General features: G+C 67.3%; 11 protein-coding genes. All 11 read right to left on the reverse strand.

The window, feature by feature from the left end:
* Nucleotides 1–291: 291 nt before the first annotated feature.
* The 11 genes from ACYVBS_RS02740 to mltB all read right to left on the reverse strand — a co-directional run bounded on the left by ACYVBS_RS02740 (nt 292) and on the right by mltB (nt 12,119).
* On the reverse strand, nt 292–516 hold the full coding sequence (locus ACYVBS_RS02740) for a hypothetical protein (RefSeq protein ID WP_460821626.1): 225 nt from the start codon (nt 514–516) through the stop codon (nt 292–294).
* Nucleotides 517–580: 64 nt separating this feature from the next.
* Nucleotides 581–733, reverse strand: a complete 153-nt coding sequence (locus tag ACYVBS_RS02745; protein ID WP_460821627.1) for a hypothetical protein — start codon at nt 731–733, stop codon at nt 581–583.
* 700 nt (nt 734–1,433) lie between these two features.
* Nucleotides 1,434–1,715 carry a hypothetical protein gene (locus ACYVBS_RS02750; protein WP_460821629.1) on the reverse strand — a complete coding sequence of 94 codons (282 nt, stop codon included), beginning with the start codon at nt 1,713–1,715 and terminating at the stop codon, nt 1,434–1,436.
* A 405-nt stretch (nt 1,716–2,120) separates the two neighbouring features.
* Nucleotides 2,121–4,304, reverse strand: a complete 2,184-nt coding sequence (locus ACYVBS_RS02755) for a carboxy terminal-processing peptidase (RefSeq protein ID WP_460821630.1) — start codon at nt 4,302–4,304, stop codon at nt 2,121–2,123.
* Nucleotides 4,305–4,495: 191 nt separating this feature from the next.
* Entirely contained in the window at nt 4,496–5,506 is a 1,011-nt protein-coding gene (gene lipA / locus ACYVBS_RS02760; protein WP_460822161.1) for a lipoyl synthase, read from the reverse strand.
* Nucleotides 5,507–5,618: 112 nt separating this feature from the next.
* Nucleotides 5,619–6,299 carry a lipoyl(octanoyl) transferase LipB gene (gene lipB, locus ACYVBS_RS02765; protein ID WP_460822162.1) on the reverse strand — a complete coding sequence of 227 codons (681 nt, stop codon included), beginning with the start codon at nt 6,297–6,299 and terminating at the stop codon, nt 5,619–5,621.
* Between the two features lie 92 nt (nt 6,300–6,391).
* Nucleotides 6,392–6,670, reverse strand: a complete 279-nt coding sequence (locus tag ACYVBS_RS02770) for a DUF493 family protein (RefSeq protein WP_460821632.1) — start codon at nt 6,668–6,670, stop codon at nt 6,392–6,394.
* 105 nt (nt 6,671–6,775) lie between these two features.
* Complete coding sequence (locus tag ACYVBS_RS02775) at nt 6,776–8,266, reverse strand: HDOD domain-containing protein (RefSeq protein WP_460821634.1); 1,491 nt, start codon at nt 8,264–8,266, stop codon at nt 6,776–6,778.
* A gap of 121 nt (nt 8,267–8,387) precedes the next feature.
* Nucleotides 8,388–9,602 carry a D-alanyl-D-alanine carboxypeptidase family protein gene (locus tag ACYVBS_RS02780; protein WP_460822163.1) on the reverse strand — a complete coding sequence of 405 codons (1,215 nt, stop codon included), beginning with the start codon at nt 9,600–9,602 and terminating at the stop codon, nt 8,388–8,390.
* A gap of 91 nt (nt 9,603–9,693) precedes the next feature.
* Complete coding sequence (locus ACYVBS_RS02785; RefSeq protein ID WP_460821636.1) at nt 9,694–10,971, reverse strand: septal ring lytic transglycosylase RlpA family protein; 1,278 nt, start codon at nt 10,969–10,971, stop codon at nt 9,694–9,696.
* Entirely contained in the window at nt 10,968–12,119 is a 1,152-nt protein-coding gene (mltB, locus tag ACYVBS_RS02790; RefSeq protein WP_460821637.1) for a lytic murein transglycosylase B, read from the reverse strand. The genes ACYVBS_RS02785 and mltB overlap by 4 nt, the downstream gene beginning before the upstream one ends.
* Nucleotides 12,120–12,184: the final 65 nt, after the last annotated feature.

Below are 12,184 nucleotides of genomic sequence, written 5' to 3' on the forward strand. Positions count from 1 at the left end.
TCTGCTCGTCGGTGAAGCGCTTCTTCATGTCCGTCCTCTTCTTGGGAACGGACTCTACTTAAGTCAGGGTGGCCCTGAAAACCGGGGGCAGGTCACCAGGACTGGTAGTCAATACTTATGTCGGGCGACTTCTTAGTGTCATAAAAATTCTTCAATACCTCCGCGCCTTGCTTCAAGAGCTCAGACAGCTCGGCTTGAATCTTTTCCTTTGCGCCCACCGCGATCTCCCCACGAAAGTTCTAACACCTGAATTAAGTCGAGCCGCGAAGCGGCTTCGACTTGAATGAATTGTTAGGCGCCGCTACCGCGCCAGAAATAGTTGTCGAGACCAATGATAATCACGGCGGCAACAAGCGCAATTAGCCCGATAGCCTCCAGATCGACGTCAGACCGGGCGAACCGTTTGCGAAATGACTTGCTCATGAGGAACGGCAAAACAACAGCAATGCCAGCGGCAAGGCAGATGGTTTTAAACCAGAAGTCGAATTGCCACCAGTCAAAGATTGCGTCGAGCATTTCGTGTGGGGCCTAACGCCTGAATTAAGCCGAGCCGCGAAGCGGCTTCGGCTTGAATGAATTGTTAGAGGGCATCCGCGTACTCCGGGTCGTCAAACGCTAGGAAGCAACCCGTGCGTATGTCCTCGTAGGTACACAGGGTACCGTCGTAGCAGTAGTTGCCGTTGGCAAAGCTGGTGTGGATCTTAGCCACCTCGGCAGGTGGCCGAGCAGTCATGGGCGGCATTGCGAAAGAGAGTAGGACAATTCGGTGTGTTTCATTGAACAAGATATGGACTGGCGAGTTTCCGGCTTGGAACTCGGCACGCGCGATCTGCTTAAGCGGCTCGGGCAGCTGCCCCCACATTGAATCGGCTGTCGCATTTCCGAGGCTGCGGCCATCCCACGAGAGCTCGTCGACACTGGTTGTATCTCGGCCGAGCCGCTGAACCGCCATATGCCCTCTAACACCGGAATTAAGTCGAGCTGCGAAGCAACTTCGACTTGAATGATCTGTTAGGCCTCAGCGGCTGGCTCATGGCTGGCTGCTGGACCCGTCTAAACGCCTTGCGAGGTCGATGCCGTGCAGGATGACATAAGTGGCAATTCCGCCAGGAGGACCCAAGGCGGCTAAGGCGCCGTAGCCCAACTGGCTGCGCCCGAGCTGGCTCGCAGCCTTGGAGAAGAGCCAAGCTGGAACAAGGTTAAATGCCCATGTCGCGAGGATCACCCAATCAGCCGGAAGTGCCATTTGACCAAGGGCAAACGACAATGCAATTGCTATCGCTACCTCAGCGAATAGTAGTCGCGCCGCTACAACCAAATATGGTCTATGGCGTTGGTTGTGGGTCGGCTGCGTCATTCTGAGGCCTAACACCTGAATTAAGCCGAGCCGCGAAGCGGCTTCGGCTTGAATGAATTGTTAGGCCACGCCCGCCTCACAGCGCAAGCCTGAGAACGAGTGCGGCCACGAGAGCTAAAGCTAGCACCTGCATGGGCCAAGCGCCCCTGGAGTGCCGCTGAAAGAGCCGACCGGTAGCAAATGCCGTGAGCGCGACTGGTGCCAGGAAGAATCCAGAAAAGACGGCCAGAAGGCCGCCATGCGAGTCGCCGGCGGCAGGATGTAGCGGCATGGAGATGAGATAGAGGCTCCAGGCGCCGATGCCCGCACCCAGCAAGAAATTGGCGTATGCGACGCTGGTGCGGACTTTGGGTTGCATGGCTTATTGCGGGGCCTAACACTAATTAGATCCCGGGACGATAACACCGTACGGTCTGCACTCCCGGGGCGGTGTCGAAGGAAAAATTCCCACGCCGAATCAGCCACCTATCCCGTATCAGCGTGTCTTTCGCCGTGACGTTGCCCCCGCGTTATCACGCACCCATGGGGTGATAGCGCTTTATCACCCTCGATTCGTCGTGATAAGCAGGCCCGTCAATGCCCCACTACAAGGCACCCATTGACCGACGATCGCCGCGAGCTTTGCGCCATACGCGACAGATGACCCCGCCCCTCGTGCGATAGCACATGCAGTCGCCCAAACAAAAACGGGCGACCCAAGGGCCGCCCGTTCCACATCCAACTCGCAATTATCGCTGCCCGGCATTGCCGAGCCTGGGCAGGATCAATCCGCCCAGTGCCCCCGCACGTTCGCGGTCGGCAGCACCACCGCCGACAACTTCTCGTCGCCGTTGAGCAACCGCACCGCATCCGCCAGGATCGCGGCCGACTCGCGCAGCAGCGGGTCGGGGCGGCTGTCGGCCAGCTTTTCGCGCGCGGCGTCCTTGGCGATGTCGCGCTCGCCGGCGGCGAGGCCGTCGTCGGCCACGTCATCGGCCAGCGGGTCCAGCGCCAGGCCCAGGGCCTTGCGCTGCTCCTGGCGCAGCTTGCGCTTGGCTTCGTTGCGGTCGCGCTCGGCGCGGCGCTCGGCTTCGTTGAGCGACACCGTCTTCTTGGCGCGCTCGGCCTTGAACTGCGCCACGTCCTCCGACCACCACTGGTATTCCTTGCTGTCGGCCACGCGCTGATCATGCAGGGTGCGCAGCTTGGGCAGCAGCGGTTCGAAATTGCCGTAGCGCGTGTGCGGCACCGCGGCGATGCGGGTCCACGGCAGCGCGTTGTCGTAGGTGCTCTCGCCAAACTCGCTGGCATCCACCGACGCCGGGAACGCGATGTCCGGCTCCACGCCCTTGTGCTGGGTGGAACTGCCGTTGACGCGGAAGAACTGGGCGATGGTCAGCTTCACCTGGCCAAAGCGCGCGGTCTCGTTGGCCGGCCAGCGGTCCAGGTCCACCAGGTTCTGCACGGTGCCCTTGCCGAAGGTGGTCTCGCCAATCACCAGGCCGCGGCCGTAGTCCTTCATCGCACCGGCAAAGATCTCCGACGCCGACGCCGAGCCGCGGTTGATCAGCACCGCCAGCGGGCCTTCCCACGCGATGCCGGCATCGCTGTCGGACTCCACGCTCACGCGCCCACCGGACTCGCGCACCTGCACCACCGGGCCACGGTCGATGAACAGGCCCGACAGCTCAATTGCTTCGGTCAGCGAGCCGCCGCCGTTGTTGCGCAGGTCCAGCACCACGCCGTCCACGCCTTCGCCGCGCAGCTTGACCAGCAGCTTGGCCACGTCGCGGGTGGCGGAGGCATAGTCACCGTTGTTGCGGCGGCGGCCTTCAAAGTCCTGGTAGAAGCCCGGCAGCTTGATCACGCCGATGCGCTTGGCCGGCGCCTGGCCCGCGGCGGGGATGGTGATGACCTCGGACTTGGCGGCCTGGTCCTCCAGACGCACCTTGTCGCGCACCAGCACCACGCGCACCGGCTGGCTGTCCAGGCCCGCTTCTGCGGGAATCACGTCCAGGCGCACCTTGGTGCCCTTCTTGCCACGGATCTTGGCGACGACATCGTCGATGCGCCAGCCGATCACGTCTTCCATCGGCCCGCTTTCGCCCTGCCCCACGCCGACCACGCGGTCGCCGGCCTTGAGCTTGCCCGACTTGCCGGCCGGGCCGCCGACCACGATCTCGCGGATGGCGACCACGTCGTCCTGCTTCTGCAGCACCGCACCGATGCCTTCCAGCGAGAGCGACATCGACAGGTTGAAGTTGTCGGCCGAACGCGGGGTGAAGTAATCGGTGTGCGGGTCGACCGAGTTGGCGTAGCTGTTGACGAAGGTCTGGAACACGTCCTCGCCCTTCAGCTCGGCAATGCCCTTGGCGAGGTTCTCGTAGCGCTTGTCCAGCGTCTTGCGGATGTCCTCGGGCTTCTTGCCGGCCAGCTTCAGGCGCAGCCAGTCATTGCGCACCGACTGCTTCCACAGCGCGTCCAGTGCGGCCTTGTCGGCGGCCCACGGCGCGTCCTCGCGGTCATAGGCAAAACTGTCGTTGCCGGTGAAGCTGAAGATGTCCTGCTTCAGCAGCGCGCGCGCATGTGCCACGCGCTGGTCCACGCGCTGGCGATAGATCGCGAAGATGGCATAGGCGGCGGACATGTCGCCGCGCTTGAAGCCGTCATCCAGCCTGGTCTTGTACGCGTCGAACTTGGCGATGTCCTGCGCGGTGAAGAACTGCTTGCCCGGATCCAGCGCCTCCAGATAGCGGTTGTACATGTCGGCCGACAGCGTGTCGTCCAGCGCCTTGGGCCGGTAGGCATAGCGACTGTCGGACAGCAGGCCGTACACCAGCTTGGCGGCGGTGGCCTGGTCGGCGGTGGGGGCTGTGGGCAACGCGGTGCCGCTGTCGGCACGGGCCATCAGCGCCAGGGGCGCGGCCAGCAACAACGCGAGCAGGGTTTTCTGGGCAGTCATCGGCATGCTTCTGTGGCCGCGGGCGGCCGGAACCTGGGTGGGGGATGGCACGGTCAAGGATGGTCCTCGGTTCGACCACCCCACAGTGCCGAAAGTTGCGGTCCGTGTCATCCGACCTTGCCTGAAAAACCAACGCCCCGGGACGCGTGTGGCGGCCGGGGCGCAGTCGGGGTTCAGGTTGCGTGGGGCGAGGGCCGTCAGGCGGTGGCGACGCCCGCTTCCTTGGCCGAGCGGTCGGCGTGGTACGACGAGCGCACCAGCGGCCCGGAGGCCACGTGGCTGAAGCCCAGCTCGTAGCCGTAGACCTCCAGCGCCTTGTACTCATCCGGCGTCCAGTAGCGCAGCACCGGGTGGTGGTGCGCCGACGGCTGCAGGTACTGGCCGATGGTGACCATGTCCACGTCGTGCGCGCGCAGGTCACGCAGGGTGGCCTGCACCTGCTCCATGGTCTCGCCCAGGCCCAGCATGATGCCGCTCTTGGTGGTCACGTCCGGGTGCTGCGCCTTGAACTTCTGCAGCAGGGTCAGCGACCACTGGTAGTCCGCGCCCGGGCGCACGTTGCGGTACAGGTCGGGCACGGTCTCGATGTTATGGTTGAACACGTCCGGCGGGTTGGCCGCCAGTATCTCCAGCGCGCGCTCCATGCGGCCCTTGCCGCGGAAGTCGGGCGTCAAGATCTCGATCTTGGTGCTGGGCGTGAACTCGCGGATCGCGGTGATGCAATCGACGAAGTGGCCGGCACCGCCGTCGCGCAGGTCGTCGCGGTCCACGCTGGTGACCACCACGTACTTCAGGCCCATGTCCTTCACGGTCTGCGCCAGCTTCAGCGGCTCGGCGGCATCGGGCGGCTTGGGCCGGCCGTGGGCCACGTCGCAGAAGCTGCAGCGACGCGTGCAGACCTCGCCCAGGATCATGAACGTCGCGGTGCCGTGGCCGAAGCACTCGTGGATGTTGGGGCAGCTGGCCTCTTCGCAGACGGTGACCAGGCGGTTCTCGCGCAGCTTTTCCTTAAGCTTCTGCACCGAGTTGCCCGAGGGGATGCGCACGCGGATCCACGAGGGCTTGCGCAGCACCGGCGCGTCGGCGAACTGCACCGGCGAGCGGTTGATCTTGTCGCCGGCCAGCTGCTTCACGCCCGGCTCGAGGGACGCAGGGGCCTCGCCGCCCACGACTGCGAGCGGGATGGACTTGGGCGCGGTATCGGTCATTGCTGCTGCGGTGCCTATGCGGATGCCCACGGCGATGCGGCCGGGGCGGTTGGCCACGCGGTCCGTGGCCGGGCCGGGCGCGTCCGCCGTCGGGGCGCGCTCGCGAGGGGGGTCAGCCGAACGACGGCGGCGCGGCGGGTTGGACCGTCAGCCCGAACAATCGGGCGATGTGGCCGACCAGCACCGGCTTGACCGCGTCCAGGCCGGACGGGCCGCCCAAGTCTACCATCGACGTCACCGCCATCCCCGCGTACCCGCAGGGATTGATCCGGCGGAACGGCTCCAGGTCCATGGCGATGTTGAAGGCCAGCCCGTGGAAGGTGCAGCCGTGGCGCACGCGGATGCCCAGCGCGCCGATCTTCGCCCCGTTCACGTATACGCCGGGGGCGCCCTCCAGGCGGCGGGCCTCGATGTTCCAGTCCGCCAGGGTGTCGATGATGGCCTGCTCGATGCGGCAGACGTACTCCTTAACGCCCACCTTGAGCCGCTTCAGGTCCAGCAGCGGGTACAGCACTATCTGGCCGGGGCCGTGGTAGGTCACCTGGCCGCCGCGGTCGACGTGGATGACCGGGATGTCCCCCGGCATCAGCACGTGCTCGTCTTTGCCGGCCTGGCCGAGGGTGAACACCGGGTCGTGCTCCACCAGCCACAGCTCGTCCGGGGTGTCGGCGGTGCGGGCGTCGGTGAACGCCTGCATGGCGCGCCACACCGGCTCGTAGGGCTGGCGACCCAGGTCACGCAACTGGGCGGGCGGCACCACGACCGGCACTTCGGCGGCACGCTCGCCCGTCAGGGCGCAGACCGCGCCGTCGGCGCCCGCAGCGGCTTCGGCGTCCACGCCCGCGTCTGCAGTGCCGTTGTCGGCAACGGTGCCGGCCGTTCCGCTCACAGCGTCCACTTCACTTCGGGGTGGTCACGCAGCACCTGGTGGGCGCGCTCATACTGCTCGCGGCTGTCGGCCTGGAAGCTGATCCGCACCGACACGTAGCGGCCGTTGCTGGAGTGCTTCCAGGTCACGGTTTCCTGCACGACGTCGATGCCGGCGTCCATCAGCAGGCTGGGCAGCACGGTCTCCAGGTCCTTCTCGGCGGTGCCCATGGCGCTGAGCTCGAACGTGCCGGGAAACTGGAAGCCGTGGTCGGGGTTGTCGGATTTGATTTCCATCCCCGGATTATGGGTCCGGCCTGGGGCGAACCCAAGCGGCAACCCCACTGAGACCGCGGGGGGCGCGATGCGGTGGTCGTTCGGCCGACCTGCGGCCGCCGGCCCTCACCCGCCGGTGGTCACCACGCGGTTGCGCCCGGTGCGCTTCGCGCCGTAGACCGCTTCGTCGGCGGCCTTGAGCAGGTCCGCCGCGCTCTGGAACCACTCGCTGCCGCCGTGGGTGGCCAGACCGGCGGAGAACGTGACCTTCACCGGCACGCCATCCAGGGTCGCCATTGGTTCCGGCGCGATCGCGGCCAGCAGGCGCTCGACCACCGCGCGCGCGACCTCCTCGTCGGTGTCCACCAGCATCAGCATGAACTCCTCGCCGCCGTAGCGGGCGATGGTGTCCTCGCTGCGAATCAGCCGCTGCAGGGCTTGGGCGGTGTTGCGCAGCACCAGGTCGCCGACCGGGTGGCCATGCGCGTCGTTCACCTTCTTGAAGTCGTCCAGGTCGATGAAGGCGATCGACAACGGCCGTGCGGTGTCGGTGGCGCGCTGGAATTCGTGTTCCAGCACCAGTTCCAGGTGCTGGCGACTGAAGACGCCGGTCAGCGGGTCGCGGCGCAGTTGTTCGGCCAGGTCGTTGGCGCGGCGCTCCGCGTCGTCGGCCACTTCGCGCAACTGGGCGGCGGCCTGCAACTCGCGCAGGCGGCGCAGCGTGGCCAGCTCATCGGCGTGCTCGAGGATGGCGCGGATGTGTTCCGGCTGGCGGATCTGCACGTCGAACAGCGCGTTGATGTCCGGCAGTGCGGCGGACATGCGCTCCAGCACGCCATCGAACGCGCGCGCGTCCAGCCCCAGCATGTCGCGGGCGTCGGCGAGCACCTGCAGGCGCAGGGCCTCGCTGTCCTCGGCCAACCACAGGTCGGCCACGCGCCCGGACAAGCTGACGCAGGCCTGGAAACGATCTTCGCCGGTGCAGGATTCACTGCCCCGGATCGCCAATTGCAGGTAGGCGGGCAGGCGCCATTGCACGGCCAGTTCCGCGCCCGCCTCGGCATGGTCGATGCCGAATCGCTCACGCTCGATTTGCAGCAGTTGCGCGTTGCTGTCCGCGGTGGCCAGCACCGCGGAATATTCGTCCGGGAACAACTGCAGCAGCGCCAGCACGCCAATGTCCTGCAGCAGCCCGGCGAGCATCAGGTCTTCGACCCGGCGCAGCCCGGCCCACTGGCCCAGCAGGCGGCACGCCAGCGCGGCGATCACGCTGCGCCGCCAGATCCAGTCCTGCTTGCCGGACGGCCCCCGCAGCCCTGGCGTCAACGAGAACCCCAGCGCGAGGCTGAGGGTCGCATTCAGCCCCAGCAGCGTGAGTGCCTGGCCCAGGGTCTCGATGCGGCGACGGGTCGCGTACAGCGGCGAGTTGGCGATGCGCAGCACGCGCGCGCTGAGCGCCGCGTCCATCCCCACGACCTCGGCCACCGCGGCGGCTTCCACCCCGGGGTCCTGGGCCAGTTCAAGGATGCGCAGCGCGATGCCCGGCGGCGAGGGCAGGTTGCGGCAGAAGCCCAGTCGGGCTTGCAGGGGGGCGTGCTGGACGGGAGGGGCTGTCACGGTCTACCGCGGGAACGGGCTTGAAGGTGGTTCATGGCCCGTTAAGCACACGGGACCTTGGACTGTACCACGCCAACCCTGTCCGGACGCCGCGCGATGCGGCGTCCGGCGTGCGGAGCTTTTAGTCCGCGTACCACCACATCAGCAGTTCATGCCACAGGCGCTTGAAGAAGCCGGCCTGCTCGACGGCGTTGATCGCCACCAGCGGGCGCTGGGCCACGATCTTGCCGTCCAGCATGACCTTCACGGTGCCGATGGCCTGGCCCTTCTTGATCGGCGCGACCAGCGACTTGGGCACGTCCATGATCGGCTTGAGCTGGTCGTACTTGCCGCGCGGGATGGTCACCAGCATCGGCTCGGCCACGCCCAGCTGCACTTCGTTGGCCTGACCCTTCCACACCTTCTGCTGGGCGACCTGCTTGCCGGCGTCGTACAGCTTGTGGGTCTCGTAGAAGCGGAAGCCCCAGTTGAGCAGCGCGAGACTGTCGCTGGCGCGCTGCGCCTCGGAGGTCGAGCCCATCACCACCGAGATCAGGCGCTGGTCGCCGCGCTTTGCCGAGGCCATCAGGCAGTAGCCTGCCGCGGCGGTGTGGCCGGTCTTGATGCCGTCGACGGTGCTGTCGCGCCACAGCAGCAGGTTGCGGTTGGGCTGGGTGATGGGGCCGACGGTGAACTCCTTGATCTTGTTGTAGGAGTACGCCTTGGGGAAGTCGTGGATCAGCGCGCGGCCCAGCATGGCCAGGTCACGCGCGGTGGAGACGTGGCCTTCGGCGGGCAGGCCGTGCGGGTTCACGAAGTGGCTGCTCTTCATGCCGATGCGCTTGGCATACATGTTCATGAGCTGCGCGAACGCATCGGTGCTGCCGGCCACATGCTCGGCCAGTGCGATGGCGGCGTCGTTGCCCGACTGCACCACCATGCCCTTTTCCATCTGCTCCAGCGGCGCGGTCTTGTTGACCTCGAAGCCGGAGTAGCTGCCGTCGGTGCCCGCGCCGCCCTGGCGCCAGGCGTTCTCCGACATCATGACCTGGTCGGTTTCCTTGACCTTTCCGCCCGCGAGTTCCGCGGCGATGACATAGCTGGTCATCACCTTGGTGATGCTGGCCGGCTCCAGCGGGGTGTCGTAGTTCTCACCCGCGAGCACGTTGCCGCTGACTGCATCAACCAGGATCCAGGCCTTGCCGGTGATCGCCGGGGGCGGCGGCACGGGCAGGTCGCTGCTCAGCGCGCGCGCCGGGGCGGCCTTGGCGGGCGTCGAAGGCGTCTGCTGGGCGACGGCCAGGCCCACGGCGAAGGTGGCCAGCGCGGTCACCGCGAAGGCCCGCAGGACGGTCATGCCAGCGGTCGCGCGGCGACGGGGAGAGAAACGGACTTTCATTGTTCAGCGGCTCCGGGGGCCGGCGTGTCCGGCCAGGTGATCAAGCATTTTAGTCGTGCACGAACTGCGGTTGGCCAAACCCGAGGGTGACCAGGCGCGCGCTCAGCTCCGCCGCCGCGCTGGCCGCCAACGGCCCCACGCGCAGGCGCCACACACTGCGGCCATTCGCGCTGCCATCGTGCAGGCTGGCGCCCGCGATGCCAGCGCCCCGCAGCAGGTCCAGCGCGCGGTCGGCATTGCCCCGGGTGGCGAAGCTGGCCACCTGGAGGGTCACGCTGCCGGCCGTGGGCACGGCGGCCGCGACGGCCTTGGCGACCTGCGTGGGCGAAGGCGGCGGCGGGGCGGCGGGCGCGATGGCGGCGACCGCGTCGACTGCCTGGGAAGCGCTGGTGGACGGCGGTACGGCGTCGGCCATGCCGCCCTTGCCGCGGTCCGGGCCGGATGCCGACGACGCCAGGGTCGCCGCGCCGGGCGCCTTGGGCTTGCCGGTCGCCACGGTCAACCGACGCGACTTCATCCACGCATCGAACTCGTTGGCGGTCATCGGCTTGCCGTCCTGGCGCATGTCGAAGCGCTGCTCGGCACCGCCCGTGGACAGCAGTCGATCCATGGCGCTGGGCTTGCCCGCGCGCGGCTCGGCGCTGGCCAGGCGGGTGTCGCCATTCGGGGTGAGCGCGCGCACTTCCACGCGACCGGTGCCGCGTTGGGTGATGCCCAGCTTCACCGCCGCGGCATAGCTCAGGTCGATGATGCGGCCGGCATGGAACGGGCCACGGTCGTTGACGCGCACCACGACCGACTTGCCGTTGTCGAGGTTGGTCACGCGCGCAAAGCTGGGCAGCGGCAGCGTCTTGTGCGCCGCGGTGAAGGCGTACATGTCGTACACCTCCAGGTTGGAGGTGCGGCGGCCGTGGAACTTCTGCCCGTAGTAGGAGGCGTTGCCCTCCTCCACGTAGCCGGCGGCATCGCCATCCGCCAGCACGCGGTACTGCTTGCCGAGCACGCTGTAGGTGGAGCGGTTGCCGGCGCGCGAGCGCGGTTCGGCCACCACCTCCGGCTCGGGAATGGCGTCCACGTTGGGCACGTAATCGGGGGTGCTGTCCGGCACGCCGGGCTTGTACAGGCCGCCGGCCACGTAATCACCGCGGGTGCTGGGGTCTTCCTGCGCCGGGGCGTAGGGCGAAACCTTTTTCGGCCGCGGCCCGTGGTGACCCGCCGCAGGGGTGGGGGCCGTCGCACTCGCGGTTGCAGGCGGCGCCGACTTCTTCGGGGCGCTGGCGCAGGCGGCCAGCCCCAGCACCATTGCCGCGGCGAGCAGCCGCCTCATGCGCCCGGCTGCCCTTCAACGATCGCGGCCAGCGGGTTCTCGCGCCCGGCCACGGCTTCGGACAACTGGTAGACCGCCATCGCGTAGTGCTTGGAGATGTTGTAGCGGGTGATCGCGTGGAAGTTGCGGAAGCCGAACCAGTACTCCGGCCCGCTGACGCCATCGAACTTCAGCACGGTGGCGGTCTGCACGCCCGGCACGTCGACCAGCGGGCGGAAACCGCGCGCGGCCAGTTCGGCCATCGGCACCACCGGCTCCAGCGATTCGGGCTCGATGTCGCGTGCGTTGGCATCGCGGTTGGCGCGCACGGTGACCGGCGTGCCGCGCACCCAGCCGCCCTTCTTCACGAAGTAATTGGCAATCGAGGCGAACACGTCGTCGGTGCTGGTGAACAGGTCGCGCTTGCCGTCGCCATTGCCGTCCACCGCGTACTCGCGGTAGCTGGACGGCATGAACTGGCCCCAGCCCATCGCGCCGGCGTAGCTGCCGGTCAGCGTGGTGATGTCGAGACCCGTTTCCTTGCCGAGGGCGAACAGTTGCGCCAGCTCGCCGCGGAAGAACGCCTCGCGGCGGTTCTCGCGGTCGGCCTTGGCGGGATCGCCGCTGCGCGGGTAGGCGAACGCCAGCGTGTACAGCGCGTCCACCACCGGGTACTTGCCCATGTTGGCGCCGAAGCTGGTTTCCACGCCGATGATCGAAACGATGATCTCGGCCGGCACGCCGTACTGCGCTTCCACCCGGGCCAGTGCATCGCGGTGGGTGGCGAGGAAGGCCTTGCCGCCGTCGATGCGCGCCTGGGTGATGAAGATCGGACGGTAGTCACGCCAGGGCTTCGCTTCAGCCGGGCGCGCCATCGCCGCGATGATGGCTTCGCGCAACTGCGCCTTGGCCAGCACCGACTCGATGTACGCCGGGTCCACGCCGTACTTGGCCGCGGTGTCGCGCACGAAGGCGGCCTTGGCCTCGGCCAATGGCAGCGACGGCAGCGGCGGCGGCAGCGGGTCGGTGCCCGGCGTGGTGCCGGGCGCAGGCGCGGCAGTGGCGCCCGGCGTGGCACGGGGAGGAGACGGCACCTGCGTCGCGCAGGCCGCCAGCACGAGCGGGAGCACGCAGAGCGCGGCCCGGCGGGTGAAGTCGGTTTTAGTCATCGCAGCGAGGGTAGCACGCGAAAGTTGGCGCAAAAAACCGCGGATTTTCGCGCGCCTGAACGCCC

The sequence above is a fragment of the Lysobacter olei genome (assembly GCF_054777355.1).